20 protein-coding genes and 2 tRNA genes are annotated in these 21,144 nt (G+C 35.3%); 5 read left to right on the forward strand and 17 right to left on the reverse strand.

All coding sequences use genetic code 11. From position 1 onward, the window contains the following. Positions 1-97 precede the first annotated feature (97 nt). The 12 genes from HMPREF2832_RS05665 to ychF all read right to left on the reverse strand — a co-directional run bounded on the left by HMPREF2832_RS05665 (position 98) and on the right by ychF (position 12,038). Positions 98-577, reverse strand: a complete 480-nt coding sequence (locus HMPREF2832_RS05665) for a sigma-70 family RNA polymerase sigma factor (RefSeq protein WP_003009261.1) — start codon at positions 575-577, stop codon at positions 98-100. Positions 578-731: 154 nt separating this feature from the next. Then, positions 732-803: transfer RNA gene (locus HMPREF2832_RS05670), tRNA-Glu, on the reverse strand. A gap of 91 nt (positions 804-894) precedes the next feature. Then, on the reverse strand, positions 895-2,868 hold the full coding sequence (ftsH, locus tag HMPREF2832_RS05675) for an ATP-dependent zinc metalloprotease FtsH (RefSeq protein ID WP_070505947.1): 1,974 nt from the start codon (positions 2,866-2,868) through the stop codon (positions 895-897). A 10-nt stretch (positions 2,869-2,878) separates the two neighbouring features. Then, positions 2,879-3,421 (reverse strand): hypoxanthine phosphoribosyltransferase, encoded by a 543-nt coding sequence (gene hpt, locus HMPREF2832_RS05680; RefSeq protein ID WP_003018402.1) that lies wholly within the window; start codon positions 3,419-3,421, stop codon positions 2,879-2,881. A gap of 4 nt (positions 3,422-3,425) precedes the next feature. After that, positions 3,426-4,700: a tRNA lysidine(34) synthetase TilS gene (tilS, locus tag HMPREF2832_RS05685; protein ID WP_049495829.1), complete on the reverse strand. Its 1,275-nt coding sequence runs from the start codon at positions 4,698-4,700 to the stop codon at positions 3,426-3,428. Continuing rightward, a complete protein-coding gene (locus tag HMPREF2832_RS05690) occupies positions 4,700-5,986 on the reverse strand; it encodes a serine hydrolase (RefSeq protein WP_049495826.1) in 1,287 nt (428 codons plus the stop codon). Before HMPREF2832_RS05690 ends, tilS begins: the two co-directional genes overlap by 1 nt. After that, positions 5,958-6,086 (reverse strand): SP_0009 family protein, encoded by a 129-nt coding sequence (locus tag HMPREF2832_RS10500; RefSeq protein ID WP_003009253.1) that lies wholly within the window; start codon positions 6,084-6,086, stop codon positions 5,958-5,960. The genes HMPREF2832_RS05690 and HMPREF2832_RS10500 overlap by 29 nt, the downstream gene beginning before the upstream one ends. Before the next feature lie 3 nt (positions 6,087-6,089). Next, positions 6,090-6,458 (reverse strand): FtsB family cell division protein, encoded by a 369-nt coding sequence (locus HMPREF2832_RS05695; RefSeq protein ID WP_003009251.1) that lies wholly within the window; start codon positions 6,456-6,458, stop codon positions 6,090-6,092. Beyond that, on the reverse strand, positions 6,451-6,717 hold the full coding sequence (locus HMPREF2832_RS05700; protein WP_003002258.1) for an RNA-binding S4 domain-containing protein: 267 nt from the start codon (positions 6,715-6,717) through the stop codon (positions 6,451-6,453). The genes HMPREF2832_RS05695 and HMPREF2832_RS05700 overlap by 8 nt, the downstream gene beginning before the upstream one ends. A 68-nt stretch (positions 6,718-6,785) precedes the next feature. Then, the gene (gene mfd / locus HMPREF2832_RS05705) at positions 6,786-10,280 is read right to left on the reverse strand and encodes a transcription-repair coupling factor (protein WP_049495823.1); all 3,495 of its coding nucleotides are present in this window, start codon (positions 10,278-10,280) and stop codon (positions 6,786-6,788) included. 4 nt (positions 10,281-10,284) lie between these two features. Beyond that, positions 10,285-10,854, reverse strand: coding sequence for an aminoacyl-tRNA hydrolase (gene pth, locus HMPREF2832_RS05710; RefSeq protein WP_003002186.1), 570 nt, complete (start codon positions 10,852-10,854; stop codon positions 10,285-10,287). A 68-nt stretch (positions 10,855-10,922) separates the two neighbouring features. Next, entirely contained in the window at positions 10,923-12,038 is a 1,116-nt protein-coding gene (gene ychF / locus HMPREF2832_RS05715; protein ID WP_049495819.1) for a redox-regulated ATPase YchF, read from the reverse strand. A 177-nt stretch (positions 12,039-12,215) separates the two neighbouring features. On the opposite strand from ychF, the gene HMPREF2832_RS05720 reads away from it, so the two are divergent. Beyond that, complete coding sequence (locus HMPREF2832_RS05720) at positions 12,216-12,713, forward strand: DUF1307 domain-containing protein (RefSeq protein WP_049495817.1); 498 nt, start codon at positions 12,216-12,218, stop codon at positions 12,711-12,713. Positions 12,714-12,748: 35 nt separating this feature from the next. Here HMPREF2832_RS05720 and HMPREF2832_RS05725 read toward each other — a convergent pair whose 3' ends face one another. The 5 genes from HMPREF2832_RS05725 to HMPREF2832_RS05745 all read right to left on the reverse strand — a co-directional run bounded on the left by HMPREF2832_RS05725 (position 12,749) and on the right by HMPREF2832_RS05745 (position 17,889). Next, on the reverse strand, positions 12,749-12,940 hold the full coding sequence (locus HMPREF2832_RS05725; RefSeq protein WP_003002008.1) for a DUF951 domain-containing protein: 192 nt from the start codon (positions 12,938-12,940) through the stop codon (positions 12,749-12,751). Between the two features lie 12 nt (positions 12,941-12,952). After that, complete coding sequence (gene dnaN / locus HMPREF2832_RS05730; RefSeq protein ID WP_021154169.1) at positions 12,953-14,089, reverse strand: DNA polymerase III subunit beta; 1,137 nt, start codon at positions 14,087-14,089, stop codon at positions 12,953-12,955. Between the two features lie 159 nt (positions 14,090-14,248). After that, positions 14,249-15,607 carry a chromosomal replication initiator protein DnaA gene (gene dnaA, locus HMPREF2832_RS05735; RefSeq protein ID WP_049495814.1) on the reverse strand — a complete coding sequence of 453 codons (1,359 nt, stop codon included), beginning with the start codon at positions 15,605-15,607 and terminating at the stop codon, positions 14,249-14,251. Positions 15,608-15,874: 267 nt separating this feature from the next. Next, a complete protein-coding gene (locus tag HMPREF2832_RS05740; RefSeq protein ID WP_049495811.1) occupies positions 15,875-16,636 on the reverse strand; it encodes a ParB/RepB/Spo0J family partition protein in 762 nt (253 codons plus the stop codon). A gap of 71 nt (positions 16,637-16,707) precedes the next feature. Continuing rightward, positions 16,708-17,889, reverse strand: a complete 1,182-nt coding sequence (locus HMPREF2832_RS05745; protein ID WP_049495809.1) for a serine protease HtrA — start codon at positions 17,887-17,889, stop codon at positions 16,708-16,710. Between the two features lie 204 nt (positions 17,890-18,093). On the opposite strand from HMPREF2832_RS05745, the gene rlmH reads away from it, so the two are divergent. The 4 genes from rlmH (at position 18,094) to HMPREF2832_RS05765 (ending at position 21,126) form a co-directional block, all read left to right on the forward strand. Next, complete coding sequence (rlmH, locus tag HMPREF2832_RS05750) at positions 18,094-18,573, forward strand: 23S rRNA (pseudouridine(1915)-N(3))-methyltransferase RlmH (RefSeq protein ID WP_003009233.1); 480 nt, start codon at positions 18,094-18,096, stop codon at positions 18,571-18,573. A gap of 42 nt (positions 18,574-18,615) precedes the next feature. Next, positions 18,616-18,689: transfer RNA gene (locus HMPREF2832_RS05755), tRNA-Arg, on the forward strand. Between the two features lie 341 nt (positions 18,690-19,030). After that, positions 19,031-20,371 (forward strand): sensor histidine kinase, encoded by a 1,341-nt coding sequence (locus tag HMPREF2832_RS05760; RefSeq protein ID WP_070505948.1) that lies wholly within the window; start codon positions 19,031-19,033, stop codon positions 20,369-20,371. Further along, positions 20,368-21,126 carry a response regulator transcription factor gene (locus tag HMPREF2832_RS05765; RefSeq protein WP_049495803.1) on the forward strand — a complete coding sequence of 253 codons (759 nt, stop codon included), beginning with the start codon at positions 20,368-20,370 and terminating at the stop codon, positions 21,124-21,126. The genes HMPREF2832_RS05760 and HMPREF2832_RS05765 overlap by 4 nt, the downstream gene beginning before the upstream one ends. Positions 21,127-21,144: the final 18 nt, after the last annotated feature.

Here is a 21,144-nt window from a genome sequence, read left to right on the forward strand (position 1 = left end):
ATATTAGTATATCATGACCTACCCTTACTGTCAACACTTTTTCTCAAAAAATTTTATTTTTTTGAAAGTTCATTTATACACTGTCAACTTTCCGTTCTTAAATTGAATTTTTAAAATCCTTTAGATAGTTCTCTAATTTCTTTTTCATTTTTGTTTTTCCTAGACATCTTCTGTTTGCTAGTAATGCTTCATATTGTTCTTTTTCTTTTACTGTTAATTTTTCTTTAAAACGTTTTAATGCATCTCTCAGAACAACTAGCTCATCTAAATATATTTTTCTTGATGAAATTCTGTGACTAATTTCTCCAATTTCAATATATGGAAGTCTATTAATTTTTCTCTTATCACTTTCCTGTTGTCTTATTTTATCTTTAATATGATTTCTAAATTTTGTTTTGAAATATGTATAAAGTAATTCTTCATTTGTTTCAATTTCAGGATTTTTTTGATAAAGTTCAAACAGAGTTAGCTGACCTTCTTGTTCCCAATCATCCTTTTCCCATAATTGAATATAATACTCTTTTTCACATTTTCTTACGATATATTTTACTTTTTGATACATTTTATTAAATTCCATAAGCTCTCCTTTACTTTTATCTGTATTTTATAAAAATAAAGAAGCCCATTGGACTTTTTTTCTATTCTGCACGTTTTTTTAACTATTTGGTTATTATTTTTGACTATTTTGTCCAAATACACAAAAAAACTGCCACTTGGTGACAGTTTATCGATAGTCCGTACGGGATTCGAACCCGTGTTACCGCCGTGAAAAGGCGGTGTCTTAACCCCTTGACCAACGGACCATTTTTACAACATATTCTATTATACAGAATATTTTTACTCTGTCAACACTTTTTTAATAAAAAAAGAAGGAAATATTTTCCTTCTTTTGAATTAGTTATTTTCTTCTAATTTTGACTTAATCTCATCATATGATAGAGGTTTTGCTTCTTCTTCTAATTCATGCTCTGAATTTTCAGGCATTTTTCCTGTTTCGTATAATGATTTAATTTGAACACTATCCAAGGTTTCATATTTTAATAGAGCTTCAGCAATCAGTTTATGCGTTTCTCTATTTCCTTGAATAATTTCTGCCGCTTTATTACGGGCTTCATTCAATAGACCACGAACTTCTTCATCAATTTCGTAAGCCGTCTGTTCTGAAATCATTTTTTGTGGGCTTTGAGCACCAAACATCGCATGATTTCCTTCATATTGAACCGGTCCAAGTTTTTCACTCATACCATATTCTGTCACCATTGCACGCGCCATTTGGGTAGCTTGTTCAAAGTCATTTGAAGCACCTGTTGTTTGCGAATTGAAAATAATTTCTTCGGCAACACGTCCTCCCATGAGCCCTGCTAATTGTTCTTTCATGTCCTCTTTAGAAAGTAACATTTGATCTTCTTTTGGAAGGGCAATCATGTAACCGCCTGCGCGACCGCGTGGAACAATAGTAACTTTATGAACTACACGAGCATTTGATAAGACCAGACCAACGATTGTATGACCAGCTTCGTGATAAGCAACCATTTCACGTTCTTTTTGCGAAATCGTCCGATCTTTCTTAGATGGACCTGCAATAACACGATCTTCTGCTTCATCGATATCAGCAGCATCAATTACTTTTTTATTTCGACGAGCTGCAACCAAGGCTGCTTCGTTCAAAACATTTTCGAGATCAGCACCGACAAATCCTGGTGTTTGTTGAGCAACCAATTTCAAGTCCACATCTTGAGCAAGTGGCTTATTCTTAGCATGAACACGAAGAATTGCCTCACGACCTTTCACATCTGGACGTCCAACTAATACTTTACGGTCAAAACGGCCAGGACGAAGAAGGGCAGGGTCAAGGACATCAGAACGGTTAGTTGCTGCGATAACAATGATTCCTTCGTTGCCTTCAAAACCATCCATCTCAATCAAGAGCTGATTAAGGGTTTGTTCACGTTCATCATTTCCGCCACCAAGACCTATACCACGTTGGCGCCCAACAGCATCAATTTCATCGATAAAGATAATGGCTGGTGCTGCTTTTTTAGCATCTTCAAAAAGTGAACGAACCCGGCTAGCACCGACTCCGACAAACATTTCAACAAAGTCAGAACCAGAGATACTGAAGAATGGAACTCCAGCTTCACCAGCTACTGCTTTTGCTAAAAGGGTTTTACCAGTTCCTGGAGGGCCTTCAAGAAGCACACCTGCTGGGATTCTTGCACCCAATTTAGTAAAGCGTTTTGGATCTTTTAAAAATTCAACAACTTCAACAAGTTCTTGTTTTTCTTCTTCAGCTCCCGCTACATCTGAAAAACGAACTTTAATATCTTCTTTATTAGCAGCGCGGGCTTTATTACGACCAAAGTTCATTGCACCTCTGGCACCTCCGCCACCGCCTTGGTTCATCATTGAGAAGAAGAAAAACATGACGATAACAAATGGAACAATTGAAGTGAGAATTGTTATCCACATGCCACTTGAGCTCTCACGCTTAATGGTGATTTCTGCTTTGTGGTCAGCTGCTAATTTTTGTAATTCATTGACGGTGATATCAGATGGGAGGATGACACTAGTAAAGCGAGATACTTTTTGAACACTTGGGGTAAAAAATTGAATTCCTGTATCATCTTTTGATTCTTTAGCTTTATTATAGGTCCCTGCAATTTCAATCACACTACCATTTGGTTGGTAACTGATCGTTTTTACATTATCATTTTTAATTTCCTTGACCAATTCTGTGTAGTTGATTTGCTGACTTTGACCAACTCCATTACCCGCAAAAAAGTACTGGAATCCTGTCACAGCCGCTACAATAATCAACAAATACAGAAATGGATTTCGAACAAAACCGTTATTTTTTCTGTTATTCATCTAGTCTCCTCTATTTTGAGTACACTTCCTCTTTTAATACACCAACATAGGGTAGGTTACGATAATTTTCATCATAGTCTAAACCATATCCTACAACAAACTCATTTGGAATCGTAAAGCAGGTGTAATCTGCTTCAATCTCAACCAAACGTCCCTCAGGTTTATCCAGTAAGGTAGCAATCTTTACAGATGCCGCATTTCGTTCTTCAAAGAGTTCTTTTAGACTCTTGAGGGTTTTACCTGTATCGATAATATCTTCTACAAATAAAATATCTCTACCAGTAATATCTTGGTCGATATCCTTGATAATATTAATAATACCTGAGCTTGCTGTACCACCATGATAACTTGAAACCAGCATAAAATCCAATTCAATATGTGTATCCACGTGGTTGATCAACTCTGCCATAAATGGAACAGAGCCTTTCAAAATTCCAACAAAAATTGGATTTTTTCCTTGGTACTCTTTTGTTAGGGTTTCACCCAATTTCTTTGCTGCTTCTACAATTTCATCATGTGAAACCAATACTTTTTTTATATCTTTTTCTAACATGTTTTTACCTATCTATTTTTTGAATATAAAGACTATCTTTCATTATACCACTTTTTGAGAGCTTACTCAAATCACTCGTTACCAATCCCACTACAGAAAGAATATTATGATTTTGTTCTATAATGAGAGCCTTTTGCCGAAGAGAAATTGGAATTTTATGGTTGATAAACCACCGTCTTAATTTTTGATGGTGGCCATTAACAAGTAGCTGATCTCCTTCCTTTCTCCTTCTAATTAAGATGGGAGTTTCGCGTGAAACAGAAAGAATTTCTACATTTTCCCCTACTAATGGTTGTCCAAAAGATAGTTTATAATTTGCAATTTCAAAGATATTCCCAAATTCTAACAAAAATGGGAGGGGTTGGTCATCCGACTTTTGACTGATTTTTTGTATTTCAAAGAAATCATATTCCTGATGTAGTTCATAATTCGACTTTAAATAATGGACGCAATTTCTTTTTTTTCGCAGTAAATTTAATAATTCTTGAAACTGTACCCTACCAAGTTGCAAATCTGGAAATTGTGCCAAATACTCTTCTAATAAGAATGATTGTACAGAATGAGAATACGTTCTAAAAAAAGCTAAATCTTGAATGGTTAACTCGCTAGTCAATTCTTTCAGTGCTTGGTGCCAATGAGTCACTTCTTCTGCTAAATAACGAAGACTTACTTGCATTTGAGGATTTTCTTTTTCAAATTCTGGAAGGTATTGATGGCGTACACGATTTCGAAAATAGTCCTGTGAGTCATTGCTACTGTCTTCAAAGTGAGGGATTTCCATCAACTCATCTTTGGTAAAAGTTAACAAAGGACGGATTAGCTCACCCTTACCAAATGGTTGGCGTACAGGAATGCCATTTAAATGGCGTAATTTTGTTCCTCGTATTAAGCGCATGAAAGTTGTTTCAGCTTGATCATTTGCATGATGACCTGTTACTAAAGCGGTGCAATCTTCTTTCTCCATAATCTGTTTAAAAAAATCATAACGAAAGGTACGAGCTTTTGCTTCTGTAAAATCACCCGAATAGTGAGCCACATAGATACGTGTCTCTCGCCTATCAGCTAGCGTTCGAAGTTCACTTTCTTCTAAATCTGATTCTGGTCTTTGTCCATGATTGACATGAGCGAGTACCAGATGGATTTTCAATCGTTCTTTATTCTTATATAAAAGTTCATACAGATTCATTGAATCCAATCCACCAGATAAGGCAACCAAAACACGGCGATGGGGAGTAAATAGATCTTGTTTTTCACAAAACTCTAAAAATCGCTTTTCCATTATTTCAATACCTCATAGATATCTTTTGAAATGTTGGAAATCGTATCATAATTCGAATGATCTGTAAAAATGGCTATTACATAGGGTGAATTTGTGTATACAATCGCAACATCATGTCTAAAATCATAGGCATCTCCAATTTTATGAGCAACTTTTACTGGAAGGTCACGCGCAATCCGTTGATCATCATATTTTGTAGAGGAGAGCGCATCAATAATAGGGCCATTTTGTTGATAGACAGCCTCCATGACATTGCCAGCCATTTCAGCGGATGCTTCTCTTTTTTCAACATCCCAATGTTTCTTTGCAATCCTATCCAAAGTTTTTTGGAAGTCTTGATCTGATTGATGAGTGACATAATAATTCAAGATATTATGTCCAACATTATCTGATTCTTTTGCAATCTTATCTACCAACTCTTGAACACTGTATTCTTTTCCATCGGGTGTTTTTGAAAGGCTACCACTTCCTTCTGGTTCATAGCCACCTTTGAAATCATTGACTTCTGGAATATATTTGTAGGTTGTAGTTGGAGAAATGGCTTTTTTATTGAGCTGTTCTTGGACGTAGTACAAGTATGGTAATTTTGTTACACTGGCAGAATACATTTCTTTTTGCGGATTGATTCCAGCAGTATTTCCAGTCTCTAATTGTTTTACATAGATTCCATACGAAGGAGAATTGTATTTACTATTCAACAATTCCTGGACTTTTTCCATTCGATTATCTTTTTCAGTGACGAATGCTTTGTTCACCCAGCCCTGACCTTCAATCTCCACAAATTCATCTCGTAAAGTCTTAGCTGTACGTAAGACTGTCACTTTTGTATAAGGAGAAAGAGGTGTATTTTTTTCTTTTGTACCATTTATTAAGGGTCGGTCATACACTTTAAAACCAGGTTTTAGCCACATGTCTTGTTTTTTTTCTTGTGTTTCTTGTACAACATCAGAAAAAATGACAGAAGAATCTGCTAATACATATCCTTTATCTGCTATTTTAAATACAGCTTTCCCTTCATCATTTACAAAGAGTTGTTCGATTGTAAACGGTGTGTTGGGGAGAATTTCTCCTTGTGCTTTTTTCAACTGAGGATCAGAAAAAACAGAAATTTTGCGATAGACATTCGGGTTCGCTGGAATTGAAGAAAAATAAAGTTCTGATGGATGAGCCATTGTCTGAGAAGACTCAGACTGCTCGACACTCGCTGCTTGAGACCCAATAAATAAAATTGGAACTAACAATAGGAGTAGAAATCGTTTAGACACCTGTATTCCTTTCCTTTTCATCCTTTTGAAGTTTAATCATTTGGTTTTTCTTTTTTAATTCCTCTAATTTTTCATCCGAAAATTCAAGAAATTGTTTAACTGTTTGTAAGATATTTTCCATCGGTTATTGCGGGAGTAAATCTGGGATGGTGTAAACATATTCACCATCTTTTGAAAAAGAATACTTAGCGCGTGCATATTTTGTTGCATAATCATCGTCTTTTAATTTTTTAGCGATGTCTTGTTGGTATTCTTTTTGTTCACTTGTTTCTTTATACTCTTTTTCCAACTGTTTGTATTGTTCTTTTTTATCTTGTAGCGATTGATAGCTCTGGGCTAAATTATAAGTTGGAAGAATAAACAGTAACATGACCAATATCAAAACGAGCCCCAGAAAACGATTGCGTTTTTTTCTTTCTTCTTCTAAAAAACGTTTTCGCTGACTTTCGTCTTTGATATATTTATTGTTCATTTGAACGATATTTTTAGGCATCTTCTTCTATCCTTGTTTCACTAATTATTTCGTACATTTTGGATGCATCTTCTTTTTTTGTACTATCCAACATTTCCAAGACTTTAACCGTCAATACTTTATTTCCAAAACGAACTTCAATTTGATCATTCACTTTCAAATCCGTTGAACTTTTTGCTAATACTCCATTGACTTTGATTCGCCCTTTATCTGCAACTTCCTTTGCAACAGGACGACGCTTAATAATGCGAGAAACTTTTAAATATTTATCTAATCTCATACTGTCACCTCTAACATAGTATTGTATCATTTTTTATACATAAAATGCGAAAAATGAGCTAAGAACTGCTAGTCCTTTTCTTTTTCCTGTTTAATTTCCAATAAGGTTTGACCAAATTGCTTCAGAGCTTCCAAAATTTCAAAATCTTTCTTATTTCGAATATCGAAGATCACTTCAATCAATCCCTTTTCTTCTGCAATCTGTGCCTTTAACTGTGTCATTGACAGAGCTTTGAAATAATCCTGTGTTAAAAACAGTTGTTTGGCAATAGGTTCAAATTTCACTGTCACTTTTTGTTGTTTTCTCTCAACAAGACGGACAAAGACTTGATCCAAGTAAGCTTTCACTAAACCAATTTCAAGTAGGTAGGCGACAACATCTGAGTATTCTCCAAAACGATCGATCAATTCATCTTGCAAGTATTCATAGTCTGTCGCAGAATTCATTTCACGAATTTGTTTGTAAATTTCAATTTTTTGACGTTGATCTGAAATATATTCATTAGGTAAATACGCATCTATTTGAAGGTTCAACTCTGCATTGCTCTTTTGCCTACGATGCTCTTGGCCTTGTTTCTTAGCAATAGCTTCTTCTAACAATTGAGAATACATTTCAAAACCAACTGAATCGATGAAACCAGATTGAGAAGCTCCAAGGATATTCCCTGCTCCACGGATCGATAAATCTCGCATAGCAATTTTAAAGCCAGACCCCAACTCAGTAAAACCTTTAATAGCTTCTAAACGTTTTTCAGACACTTCTGTAAGAGATTTGTCTGGACGATACATCAAATAAGCATAAGCAATTCGATTGCTTCGTCCCACACGACCTCTTAGTTGATAAAGCGTTGAAAGCCCCATGTGATCCGCATTTTCAATAAAGAGTGTATTGGCATTTGGAATATCCACACCTGTCTCAATAATGGTTGTCGTCACTAAGACATCGTATTCGCCATTAATGAAATCCAACAGGGTATTTTCTAAGCGAACTTCACTCATCTGACCATGAACAAAGCCAATCGAAGCCTCTGGAATCAACTCTTTTAATTCAGACACCTTTTGTTCAATTGTATCTACCTTGTTGTAAAGATAGTACACTTGACCTCCACGATCCATCTCCCGCAACACAGCGTCTCGAATAATGGTTGGATTGGTCTCTAATACAAAAGTTTGCACAGGATACCGATTGGTCGGAGGTGTTTCGATGACAGACAAATCTCGAATTCCTAGCATAGACATATGAAGAGTTCGAGGTATAGGGGTAGCTGTCAAGGTAAGCACATCCACCTTTTTTTTCAATTCTTTCAAGGTTTCTTTGTGCTTCACTCCAAAACGTTGTTCTTCATCGATCACGATTAAGCCTAAGTCTGAAAAAACAACATCTTTGGACAAGAGCCGGTGAGTTCCAATAATAATATCCACTCGTCCTTTTTTCAACTTTTCAAGCGTTTCTTTCTGCTCTGCCTTACTCTGGAAACGACTTAAAACAGCAACTTCTACTGCAAAAGATTCAAAACGCTCCTTAAAATTGGCATAATGTTGTTGGGCAAGAACCGTGGTAGGAACCAGCACTGCTACTTGTTTATGATCATTTACTGCCTTAAAGGCTGCTCGCATAGCGACCTCTGTTTTCCCAAAACCGACGTCTCCAACCAGCAATCGGTCCATCGGACGATTCGATTCCATATCTTTTTTGATTTCTTCAATGGAACGTAATTGATCATCTGTTTCAATATATGGAAAATCTTGTTCAAAAGCCTCTTGATTTTCATCATCTTTGGAATAGGCAAATCCTTCTAATTGACTACGCTCCGCATAAAGTTTTATCAAATCATCTGCAATGTCCTCCACCTGGGTCTGAACCTTTTGCTTCGTTTTTTGGAAACGCCCATCATTTAACTTGTTAATTTTTGGCGCTTTTCCATCGCTTGCAACGTATTTGGACAACATCTGAATCTGATCGACAGGAATCGAGATGCGATCTCCATTTTGATATTGAATTGAAACATAATCACGATGGACACCCGAAATTTCAATCGTTTCAATTCCCAAATATTGACCAATACCATGAACTTGGTGAACAACATAGTCCCCTTTTTCCAATTCATTATAATTTTTTAGGCGTTCTGCATTGGAAATATTTTGCCTGCGAATCTTTCGTTTGATCTTTTTCTGATAAATCTCTGATTCTGTAATGTAGACAATTTTTTCATCAACAAATTGGAAACCGTGAGCTAGTCCTCCAACAATTAATTGACTAGCTTGAGGGATAATCGCATCCCCATCAATATAATCTAATCTAATCCCATACTCTTCTAAATTTTTATGGAGCTGTTGAAGATTTTGATGAGAAGTTGCTTGAACAATAACAGTATAGTTTGATTTTCGATACCGTTCAATTTCCTCTTTTAGTAAATCAAATTGTCCAAAAAACTCCTGCATGGGATATTGATTGAATTGATACAAATGATCAAATTTCAGATTTCCCAATCCTTTTTGAAAGTTTGAAAAATAAGTTGCAGGCGTATATTTTCGTAAAATTGTACTGGTGTCTGCAAAATACACTTGGCGAGAAGAAGCTCTATTTTTATGTAAATCTTCCGTCAAGAGATTAGCTGTATCTAGTTCAAATCTCGCTATTTGATCTGCTATTTTTTGATAATCATCCAGAAAGACTGGAGTGTGTTTAGGAAGATAATCGAATAGAGTATATTGTTTCTTGTAAAAGAAACTAATAAATTTTCTAAGATCCGGATGGAGTTTCCTTTGAGAAATATCTCCCAGAATTTCTGCTAGATAAGATTTAAATTCTTCATTCGCGCTCTGTTCTTGCAATTGTTCTATTTGCTGCTGACCACGGATAAAATCTTCCTCTTGCAACAATAGATCACTCACTGCCTTCAGTTGAACTTCTTCAACATTTTCAACAGAACGCTGACTTTCTGGGTCAAAGATTCGGATTCCATCAATCTCATCTCCGAAAAATTCAATCCGATAGGGTTGGAGTTGTTCGATCTCAAAGATATCTAAAATATCTCCTCGTAGACTAAACTCTCCCTGTTGCAAAACTTGGCTCACCTTTTGATAGCCAATCTTTTGTAATGTTTCACTCAGAGTAGTTAAGTCTATTTCTTGACCAACCTTCAATTGAAAAATACTAGATGCAAAAACTTTAGGAGAAGGTAATAGTAGTTTTATACCACTCACATTGGTCACAAGGATGCCTTGACGATCTTCTTGACATACAAAGTTCAAAGCCTCTAATCGTGCAAATTGCCTTTCTTGTGAAGCGAAAACAAATTCTGCTAAAGGATTATCATCTCCCAAAAATGTATGGACTTTCTCTTCTCCAAGCAAGGAAATAAAATCACTGGCCAATCGTTCCGCTTCGTTATAACTGGAAGTGATGAGGACTGCTTTTTCAATAGAATCAAAGGCTGAAGCCATTACAATAGCCTTTGTAGTTGCAGACAATCCTAAGATCAATTCCCTATTATTTTTTTGCAAACCTTGTTGCCAGGATAGAAGGGTGGAGTTTTGACTCACTAAATCAATTACATTCATCTACTTACCCGTTGTATTTCTGCATGCTTCTTTCAAAATTTTCTTCTACCAAGTAATCGTTAACCGCTTCTTCTACTCGATCGATTGTTTGTAGAATGGTGATGTAATCGTCTTTATCAAATTTTCCTAAGACATGATGAACAACTGACATGCCCTGCTTAGGTCTTCCAATTCCAATCTTAATTCGATAAAAAGTCTGAGTTCCAATATGATTGATAATCGATTTGATTCCGTTATGACCTCCAGCTGATCCTTTAGCTCGAAGACGAATCTTGCCAACTTCCATATCTAAATCATCGTAAATAACCAAAAGATCTTCAATATCCAGACCATAATAAGTCAGAAGGGCATGGACTGCTTTTCCACTCTCATTCATAAAAGTGGTCGGCTTTACAAAATAGACCTTTTCTCCATTCAAAAATGTTGAGGCGATATCAGCTTGAAAAATCTTATCATGGGAGAAAGTAAGATTTAAAGACTTTGCCATTTGATCAACTAACATAAAGCCTACATTGTGTTTGGTTTCAACATACTTATCACCTGGATTTCCCAATCCAACAATTAATTTCGTCATCTCTTTCCTTTCAAAACACTAAAAGGGTTGGAAATATTTTTTCCAACCTTTACATCTTTTTAACTCTCTTATACATTAAAACGGAATTCCATGATGTCCCCGTCTTGGACAACATATTCTTTTCCTTCTTCGCGCAAGCGTCCTGCTTCTTTTACAGCCTTTTCAGAACCGTATTTAACTAAATCATCATAGGACATGGTCACGGCACGAATAAATCCTTTTTCAAAATCAGAGTGGATGATTCCAGCAGCTTGAGGAGCTTTCATGCCACGTTTGAAGGTCCAAGCACGCACTTCTTTTTCACCAGCTGTGAAATAAGTGCCAAGTCCCAACAAGTGGTAAGCTGCACGCGTGAGTTTATCAACTCCAGACTCTGTTAGGCCAATCGCCTCTAAAAATTCTTGTTTATCTGCATCATCTAGCTCAGAAATTTCTTCCTCAGCACGCGCAGAAATCACCACGACTTCCGCATTCTCTGTTGCCGCAAAGTCACGAATTTGCTTCACATAGTCAATAGAGTCTGGATCTGCAACAACATCTTCATCCACATTTGCTACATAAAGAACTGGTTTGGTAGTCAAAAGGAAAAGTCCTTTCACCACTTTTTGTTCTTCCTCCGTGAATTCAATGGTCCGAGCTGATTTACCATCTTCAAGAACTAGTTTGATTTTTTGTAGAACATTAAATTCCGCAACAGAATCCTTATCTTTTTGTGTACGAGCAATTTTTTCTACACGCGCATAGCGTTTATTGACAGACTCTAAGTCGGCTAAAATTAATTCTAAATTGATGGTATCAATATCTGCCAGTGGATCAACAAAGGCATCTTCACGACCTTGCTCCCGCATGACATTTTCATCATCAAAAGCACGCACTACATGGACAATGGCATCTACTTCACGGATGTTGGCCAAGAATTTATTACCAAGTCCTTCCCCTTTAGAAGCCCCTTTCACAATCCCAGCAATATCTGTAAATTCAAAAGTAGTCGGAACTGTCTTCTTAGGAGTAATCATTTCCGTCAATTTTTGGAGGCGTTCATCTGGAACTTCTACCATCCCGACGTTTGGATCAATGGTCGCAAAGGGATAGTTTGCGGCCTCTGCTCCTGCTTTTGTAATTGCGTTAAATAGGGTTGATTTACCAACGTTTGGTAAGCCAACGATACCTGCTGTTAATGCCATTTTTCTTTTTCTCCGTTCAAATTTCAATCTCTTTCATTATAACATAATTCAAAAGACAAGTGATGAAAAATGAAATATTTCATGACCTTTGAAACTAGATTTTTTCATCAAACTGTAACGTTCTAAAAATATAAATATGGTATACTCTATTTAACAATGAACAAAGGAGTTTTTCAGATGAAAAAACAAACATGGAAATCTATTTTTCTTTCTTTAATCGCTATCTTTACTCTCTTTCTTCTTGGAGCTTGTGGACAACAATCTGTTCAAAAATCCTATCTTCAGGCAATCAACCAAGAAAAGAAAACGGATGTTCGTATTACACTAGAACATAAAGGTGATAAAGCGATCAGTAACCAAACCACCACTACTATTTATTACAAAGAGGCGGGAGTTACAAAAGATCAATTAAAGGAAATGATCGATAAATATGATGAAGAATACAAGGATGTCAAAGGATTCACACATTCTGCTGAATACAAAGATGATTATATGGTTGAAAAAACAACACTAAATTATGAAAAGGCAGACTTAGATCAGCTAATTGAAAAGAAATTAGTAATGACACAAAAAGATAAAAAAGTCGACTATATCAGCTTTAAATCAACTTTTGATATGATGAAACAGGGTGGTTTCAAAGAAGTTAAAAATGGAAAATTTGAAGAATTAAAATAATCGAAAAGGTTCGGTCACATAAGTGACTGAACCTTTTATAGTACTTTCTTCATTTTCTGTTCAAAATCATGGCGACTCATCATGACCACATGGTCACAATTGCTACACTTGATTTTTATGTCTGCACCAAGTCGCGTAATTTCCCAACGATTTGCCTTCTTACCTGTTTCTTTAATCACACAAGCGTGGGGCTTTTTCATTTCTACAAAATCACCTAACGTATACATGATTCACCTTTGTTAATTTGTGCGAACTGGCGTAATCAATTGAATGAACCCTTGTTCATTTCCTTCTGGAACCAATGTAAACGGTCTAACAGAAGAAATAAAACGAATAACAACTTGTTCACTATCAATAGCTTTGAGCGCTTCGATCAAATAAGTTGGATTAAAGCTAATAGACAAATCCTCTCCTGAAACGGCGCTTGTATCGATCTCTTCATTTACTCGCCCAACTTCTGGTGAATGAACGTGGGAAGAAACCACTCCATTTTTGAACTCTAATTTAACCGTTCCGTTTTGAGTCGCATTTGAAAGAAGACGAGCACGCTCCATTGCAAATCGAAGGTTGGCCACATTGAAGGTTGCCTCTGTATTGAATTCTGTTGGAATGAGACGGTCTGTATCAGGATAATTTCCTTCTAGCAAACGGGTATAAAAACTAATGTGTTCACTTCTAAAGAGAATTTGATTGTTAGCAAAGAAAACCTCAACTGTTTCAATATCATCAGAAAAAACAGAGGTGAATTCACGAAGAGAGCGACTTGGGATGACAACATCAAAGTTGTCTCCATTTTTCTCCAGTGTAATCACTTTTTGACTCATACGGTGAGAGTCTGTTGCTACTGTTTTTAGCTCTTTATTATCTGATAAAACAAAGTGAACACCTGTCAAAATTGGCCGACTTTCTTGTACACTTGCTGCAAATGCCGTTTCATTAATTAATTGTTTTAATAATTTTGTTTCTAAAACTAATGGATTACTTGCAGCAATTTCTTGAATACGTGGATATTGATCTGCATCTTTTCCTTTAAGTGTAATTTCTGATTTTCCGCTTGTTAAAAGAACCTGTTTTTGTTCAATCTCTTTAAAATCTAAAGTAACATCTGGTAAACTTGAAACCACATTAATAAAGAAAGTTGCTTCCAATAAAATAGAACCTGGAGAGGTCACCAATAAACCAGCATTTTCATCTTTGATAGAAATAAAGTTTTCAATTGAAATTTGGCCATTCGATCCTGATAAGGCAACTCCTTCTGGAGTGACATCAATTTTAATTGTGGAAAGGATTGGAATAGCATTTTTAGAACTGATCGCTCTTTTGGTAGTATTTAGTGCTTGTAAAAATAAAGTTTTGTTAATAGAAAAATTTATCATGGTCATTCCTTTTATTTATTTTATGATTAGTAAGTTAATAGTAATAGTAGGTTGTGTGGAAGTTGTGGAAAACTCTCAGAATCCTATCTATGACTTAAAAAGTTACTTGTTTAAAAATTGTGCATAACCCCTAGAAGTTAAGAGGAAGTTATCCACAGATTAATTTAACTTTTTCTTGATACTTTGAATTTCGAGTCGTAGATTATCATCTGTGTCGACCATACTTTTAATTTTTTCATAGGCATGAATGACAGTCGTGTGGTCTTTCCCACCGAATTCTTTTCCGATTCGAGGAAGTGAGTTGTCCGTCATCTCTCTTGAAAGATACATAGCCACTTGTCGTGCTAGGACAATATTCTGAACTCTTCGCGAACCTTTGATTTCTTTTACACTGACTCCATAAAAGGCTCCAACTGCTTCCTGAATTTTTTCAATGGGGATGACAAGCGTCTTGCTATTATCGTTTTTACGAGCTCGAATAGCTTCAGCTGCAACATCGATCGTAATTTCTTTAAGTTTTTTCACCTTCGCCATTAAAGAAATATCATTTAAGGCACCTTCTAAGTCTCGAACATTTGAATCAAACTGACCTGCTAGATATTCCAGTGTGTCATTAGGAAAAATATAGTCTAGATCTTCAATTTTATTCCGTAAGATGGCAATCCGAGTTTCAAAATCAGGTGGTGTTATATTTTGCGTTAGTCCCCATTTGAAACGAGTAACCAGCCGCTCTTCAAGACTATCTAAATGATCCGGACTTCGATCGCTTGTTAGAACAATCTGTTTGTTGTCGCTATGGAGGGCATTAAAAGTATTAAAGAATTCCTCTTGAGTCGTGACTTTTTTCCCACCGAGTGACTGGATATCATCAATCAGTAAGAGATCAAGACTTCGATAGGTATTCTTGAACGTCTTCATTTCTCCTAATCGAAGGTGTTCTAAAAATTCATTAATAAAGGTTTCTGCTGGAACATACTTAACTCGTGCATTTGGAATATTTTCTAGAATTTGATTTCCAATTGCGTTCAATAGGTGAGTCTTTCCAAGTCCTGGCCCACCATAAATAAAGAGAGGGTTGTAAGTTGTTGCAAGATTTTCAGAAACTGCAAGCGCTGCTGCTTTCGCCCAAATATTTCCATCCCCTTGCACAAAATTATCAAAGGTGTACTTTGATTTCAGACCTGTATCAATTTTAGGTAACGGTTCGGTTGCTAAGCTACCTGAAGATAATCTCCTATTCTCACCGCTATGACTACTAGGAATTTCTTCGGTATCTTCAAAAACGAAATGGAACTTCAAATCTGTATTGTAGACTTCAAAGCTGGCTGTGATCAAAGCATTTTTTAGATTTGTTTCCCAAAATAATTCTTTATAATTTCCATCAAGATAAATGGTAGCCGTCTCTCCATCGATTTTGACTAATTTTGAATCGGCGACAAAAAAATCATAGGCACTATCTTTTAGTTGTAATTGGGCTAATTCTAAAAAACGAGACCAAAATTGCTCTTCTTGTGACACTATCAGACTTCCCTCCTTTTCTTGAATTGTATCAAATCATACGTACTCCTATTCTACCACAAACAAAAATAGTTTTCCACAGGCTAAATTTCATGAAATTAAATTATAGTTTTATACTTTTCCACAAGTTGTGGATTTAAATTCACATTGTTTTTAAAAGTTATCCACAAAGTGGGGATAACTAGTGAATATCCTTATTTTTCTGCTATTTACAAAAGATTTTTATGGTGGAAAAGCTTGTCAATACAAAAAATAAAAATAACAGCCTTATTTAAGGCTGTTGATAATTCGTTGGTATTCATCAAGACTGGAAAAAGAAATTTGGATAGTTCCTTTATTTTGAGAAGAGGAGTGTATCGTCACATCTGTTCCTAATATTTTTTTCAATCGCTGTTCCTCTTCCAGTAGGAAGCTCTCTTTTGCTTTTTTATTTTTCTGTTTTCTTTTTGAACTGATCTTGCTTTCTAATGTTCGAACATTTAAATGATCCTGTTTGATTCGCTCCAACCAAAATCGCTGCTCTTCTTCATCAAGAGGAACAAGAACACGCGCGTGAGCCGAAGAAATATCATTTTGAATGACTGCTTCTTGAACAGAGGGTGCTAGATGTAACAAGCGAAGCATATTGCTGATATAGGGTCTAGATTTCCCCATAAATTGAGCGATTTGGTCGTGCTTATAGCCATGATCAACGAGCTTTTGGTAGGAGATAGCTTCTTCAATTGGATTGAGATCTTCTCGTTGAAGATTTTCAATAATGGCTTGTCGCATCATTTCTTGATCTGTTAACTCTTTAATAATCGCAGGAACAAGCTCTAATCCAGCAATTTTTGAAGCTCTAAAACGTCTTTCACCTGCAAGCAATTCAAAACCAATTATTGGAGATTTTCTGACAATAATGGGTTGAATTAAGCCATTTTCTTTGATTGACTGAGCCAGTTCTTCTAATTTTTCTTGATCAAATACTTTTCTTGGTTGGAAAGGATTGGTTCGAATGTCCTTTACCGCTATTTTTTCTAATTTTTCCATCTTATGAATAGAATAACACACCTTTACAAATTCGTAAAGGTGTGTTTACAAGTATGTCAAGAAAGTGAAAGTTAATCGCTCAGATCCTCAGTTGATTTTGTCAACTTGATAGAAGTTGTTTGTTGTTTTCCATCACGATAGAATGTGACCTTTATCGTATCATTGATTTGGTGAGAATAGAGGGCAGATTGTAAATCTGCAGTTGACTCGATATCTGTATCATCGATCTTTGTGATGACATCATAGCGTTGCAATTTATCTGAAGCAGGCATATTTTCAAGTGTTGAACGAACCAGTACCCCTCCAGAGATTTTTTCAGGAAGTTTTAATTGGCTTAAATCAGAAGTTGAAAGGTTGGATAAATCCATCATTTGGATTCCAAGAGCTGGTCGAACTACTTTTCCTTTTTCTTCTAGTTGCTTGATAATATTGACAACATCATTTGCAGGAATTGCAAATCCCATTCCTTCTACTGAAGTTTGTCCGTTATTTGAAATTTTACTTGAGGTAATCCCAATGACTTGTCCTTGAATATTGATTAATGGACCTCCAGAGTTTCCTGGGTTGATGGCTGCGTCTGTTTGTAGGGCGCGTGTAGAGATATTTTGTCCATTATCGGCTTTCAATTTCACATTGCGGCCTTGGCTGGAAATAATTCCTTGGGTAACAGAATTAGCATAATCTGTTCCAAGAGGGCTACCAATTGCAATTGCAGTCTCACCGACCGTTAATTGGTTTGAATCTCCGAATTCGGCTACTGCCTTTGCTTTATCCGCACTGATGCGAACGACTGCAATATCAGAATAGACATCTGACCCAACTACTTCTCCTGGGACTTTATTCCCATCTGCTAAAAGAATATCTACTTTTTTAGCACCATTGATTACATGGGTGTTGGTAACAAGGTAGGCATATTTTCCTTCTTTTTTATAAATGACCCCAGAACCTTCACTAGAAATTTGTGAATCAGAGTTTTCTTCTTTTTCAAATAACCCTTGATTCGAAGAATCAGAATAAGTAATCACAGAAACTACAGCATTTTTCACCTTATCTACGGCCTCACTAGTTGAGGTTGTATTTTTATAAGCTGTTTTAACAGTGGTTGAGTGGACTTGCTTACTTTCAGTATTTGAAGTAGAAAAATGAGATGTTTGTAAGGTTAAAAAGGTTCCAAGAATCCCACCTAGAAAACCTACAACAAAAATGAGGGCTACGTTTCCAATTTTTTTCAGTAAATTAGATGAAGATTTCATATTTTCCTCCTAAGGATATCAAATTGTCTAGAGTATAAAAAAACTTTCTTAATTATATCTTAAATTCTACAAGTTATCCACAAATTGTGGATAACTTGTAGAATTTAGTTGAGAAATGGCTTTAAAAAGGACTTTATAGAATAGATTTCCTTTCTATAGCTGTGGATTATTTGTGGAATTGAAGAATTATGCTACAATAGGGGAATGAAAATTAAATTGATAACCGTTGGAAAATTAAAAGAAAAATACTTAAAAGATGGGATCGCGGAGTATATTAAAAGGCTTGGTCGATTTGCAAAAGTAGAACAGGTTGAGTTAGTTGATGAAAAAACTCCAGATCGTGCCAGTCAACTCGAAAATCAACAAATCCTTGAAAAAGAGGGGGAACGAATTCTCTCTAAGATTTCAGATAAGGAATATGTGATTGTATTAGCCATCGAAGGAAAACAATTTCCTTCAGAGAAATTTAGTCAAACGATTGACCAGATTATGACATCTGGTTATTCAAACCTTACTTTTGTTATTGGAGGCAGTCTTGGTCTGTCTCCTGAAGTGAAAAAAAGAGGAAATCTATTAATGAGCTTTGGTCAATTAACTCTTCCTCATCAGTTGATGAAATTAGTGTTGGTGGAACAAATCTATCGTGCTTTCATGATTCAACAGGGGAGTCCTTACCATAAATAACCTTGACGCTCCTTCCTTTTTCTGCTAAAATGAAGTAAGTTCGGTCTCATAGCTCAGCTGGATAGAGCATTCGCCTTCTAAGCGAACGGTCGCAGGTTCGAATCCTGCTGGGATCAAATGAGAGATGCAGCTTTTGCTGCATCTTTTCTTTTATGTAAAAATGTATAAATTCTCATTATCTATTAATTTTTGTATACTTCACTATAGACAAATAGTAATGAAATGATTTATTAGGAATATTTAAAAAAAGAACTAACAATCCCTATATAGTGCAAAGTGTAGATTATATAAATTGTGTAAAATAGTTTTCATTCATGTAACAAAAACATTACAATTTTACCGATTCCCTTTAATTTTAGGCTATTTTATATTATAATTTTTTGTATATAAAATTTTATTTTTTTATAATAATACTAGAGTATAATAAAATAGAAAAAAACAAAGTGGGAGAGTTTGTGTGATTCAGTCATTAATCTTGTCTTTTCTCTTGGGAGGGATCATTGTTCTGACGTTTGCATTAGTGGACGAAAAAATCTATCAGGAACATCAATTTGCATTTATCTTTCTGCTGAGCACCTTTGTTCTTCTTTTTGAAAGTCTCTTAGTATTTTTAGATGTGACTTTATTTTCAAATATTCGACTCTCTGATTTAAATATGCTCTTATGGCCAGTTTATTTATATCCTTATTATCATTATGCCAATCGGACGAATCGCTTGTGCGCCATTTTTTATTCTTTTTTTACTTATTTAGCGGTTGAAGGAACAGCAACTTTTCTGACGATAATTGTCTCTTCAGTGTTGGGAGATGCTGTTGTAGCAGCTTACTCAATTGTCTATAATATGTTTATTCGTTTGCTTTCTTTAGGAATCATTTTGAAGTTAATTGACTTATTTGAATTTGATTTTACTCCTTTTTATGAGAAAGAATTTGAAAAATATTTAAAGAGACTCATCTGTGTCTATTTTGCTATATTTGTAGTGATTAATTTTGCTTTATGGATTAGTGAACAAGCGCAATTTAAAAATTTTGGGAGTATGTTGGCAACGATTTGTTTTTTCTCTTTTGTAGTCAGCTTATTCCATATGAAAATCGAGCGAGATCAGTATCGTAAAAATTTAGAATTGGAGTATAAAGAATTTTCTGAGCAACAAATGAGTCGGTATATGGCTGAAATTCAAAGTCTCTATTCTATTGTTAGGGGATTTCGTCACGATTTGGGAAATTTAGTTATTTCTATGTCATTAGCCATTGAGGAAGAAAATATTCCAGAAATACAGAGAATCCATAGAGAAGTATTGGAAAAAGGTTATAAAGAGATCAATACAGAAGCATTATCAGGATTCAACTTGGTCAATATCAAAGATTCTGCTTTACGAAGTATTTTGATTCGAGGCTGGTTGGATGCAAGAGATGCTGGGGTGGAAATGACCTTTGAAACGAGTGAACCAATCGAGCAACTACCAGTTGATTTATTAGATATTGTGAGAATCGTTGGGATTCTAGTGACAAACGCTTTGGAAGCTTCAAAAGAAGCAGAAGAAAAGAAAGTTCATATTGCTATTTTCTCTATTTCAAAAATTGTTTACTTAGTGATTCATAATACAACAAATGAAATCACTTTTGATATTAGAAAAATATATGAAGAAGGCTATTCGACAAAAGGAGAAAATAGAGGACTAGGATTAAATAATGTGAGAAAAATCTTAGCAAATTATGGAACGATGTTTTTAGAAACGGAATTGCAAGGAAATCGTTTTTTACAAGTTTTGAAGATTGGAGGATACGAACAAGAATGAAGATTTTTTTATTAGAAGATGAGCTCTCTCAACAGATACGGGTAGAAAAACATATTGCAGAAATTGCTAAGGAATTAGAAATTAAACTTGAAGTGATTTCTACCGGTAAAATTTCGGAATTTGAAAATTATATCCAGAATTCGGATATCCACCAATTATATTTTCTAGATATTCATATCCAAGACAATGAGTATTGTGGGCTGGAAATTGCTCAAAAAATACGAGAAGCAAATCCTTATGCCATTATTGTTTTTATTACTACAAAATCAGAATTCGCTTCGATTACCTATCGTTACAAAGTATCTGCCTTAGATTTTATTGATAAAAATTTGAATGAAGATTTATTTAGATTAAAAATCAAGGAGTGTATTGAGTACCTAACGACTATTCAAATTGGAAATGATGATTTGACAGATTATTTTGAGTATGACTTTAAGGATAAAAAGATAAAAATTCCATTTAAGGATATTCTTTATATCGAAACGGTTGGTTCGGCTTATAAATTAAACTTAGTTGGGAAAAATTTTCAAAAAGAAATTGCGGGAAGTTTATCAGATGTCTTGGAGAAAGATGTGGAGGAGAGATATTTCAGTCCCCATCAATCTTTTATCGTGAATAGAAGTATGATCATTGGAATGGATAAGAAAAAGAAACAGCTGCTGTTGAAAGAAGGGTATTCTTGTCCAATCTCAAGAAGCAATATCAAACGTGCCAAAAAATTAATTGAAGAGCAAAATTTAGAATTTAGTGCTTGACAATTAGTTAAATTTTGA

This window comes from Streptococcus sp. HMSC073D05, assembly GCF_001812015.1.
Taxonomy (GTDB): Bacteria; Bacillota; Bacilli; order Lactobacillales; family Streptococcaceae; genus Streptococcus; species Streptococcus parasanguinis_D.

Bases quoted from the DNA above. Each gene is read 5' to 3' on its own strand.
- HMPREF2832_RS05665 (WP_003009261.1), bottom strand. From the start codon at position 577: ATGGAATTTAATAAAATGTATCAAAAAGTAAAATATATCGTAAGAAAA.
- ftsH (WP_070505947.1), bottom strand. From the start codon at position 2,868: ATGAATAACAGAAAAAATAACGGTTTTGTTCGAAATCCATTTCTGTAT.
- hpt (WP_003018402.1), bottom strand. From the start codon at position 3,421: ATGTTAGAAAAAGATATAAAAAAAGTATTGGTTTCACATGATGAAATT.
- tilS (WP_049495829.1), bottom strand. From the start codon at position 4,700: ATGGAAAAGCGATTTTTAGAGTTTTGTGAAAAACAAGATCTATTTACT.
- HMPREF2832_RS05690 (WP_049495826.1), bottom strand. From the start codon at position 5,986: ATGAAAAGGAAAGGAATACAGGTGTCTAAACGATTTCTACTCCTATTG.
- HMPREF2832_RS10500 (WP_003009253.1), bottom strand. From the start codon at position 6,086: ATGGAAAATATCTTACAAACAGTTAAACAATTTCTTGAATTTTCGGAT.
- HMPREF2832_RS05695 (WP_003009251.1), bottom strand. From the start codon at position 6,458: ATGCCTAAAAATATCGTTCAAATGAACAATAAATATATCAAAGACGAA.
- HMPREF2832_RS05700 (WP_003002258.1), bottom strand. From the start codon at position 6,717: ATGAGATTAGATAAATATTTAAAAGTTTCTCGCATTATTAAGCGTCGT.
- mfd (WP_049495823.1), bottom strand. From the start codon at position 10,280: ATGAATGTAATTGATTTAGTGAGTCAAAACTCCACCCTTCTATCCTGG.
- pth (WP_003002186.1), bottom strand. From the start codon at position 10,854: ATGACGAAATTAATTGTTGGATTGGGAAATCCAGGTGATAAGTATGTT.
- ychF (WP_049495819.1), bottom strand. From the start codon at position 12,038: ATGGCATTAACAGCAGGTATCGTTGGCTTACCAAACGTTGGTAAATCA.
- HMPREF2832_RS05720 (WP_049495817.1), top strand. From the start codon at position 12,216: ATGAAAAAACAAACATGGAAATCTATTTTTCTTTCTTTAATCGCTATC.
- HMPREF2832_RS05725 (WP_003002008.1), bottom strand. From the start codon at position 12,940: ATGTATACGTTAGGTGATTTTGTAGAAATGAAAAAGCCCCACGCTTGT.
- dnaN (WP_021154169.1), bottom strand. From the start codon at position 14,089: ATGATAAATTTTTCTATTAACAAAACTTTATTTTTACAAGCACTAAAT.
- HMPREF2832_RS05740 (WP_049495811.1), bottom strand. From the start codon at position 16,636: ATGGAAAAATTAGAAAAAATAGCGGTAAAGGACATTCGAACCAATCCT.
- HMPREF2832_RS05745 (WP_049495809.1), bottom strand. From the start codon at position 17,889: ATGAAATCTTCATCTAATTTACTGAAAAAAATTGGAAACGTAGCCCTC.
- rlmH (WP_003009233.1), top strand. From the start codon at position 18,094: ATGAAAATTAAATTGATAACCGTTGGAAAATTAAAAGAAAAATACTTA.
- HMPREF2832_RS05765 (WP_049495803.1), top strand. From the start codon at position 20,368: ATGAAGATTTTTTTATTAGAAGATGAGCTCTCTCAACAGATACGGGTA.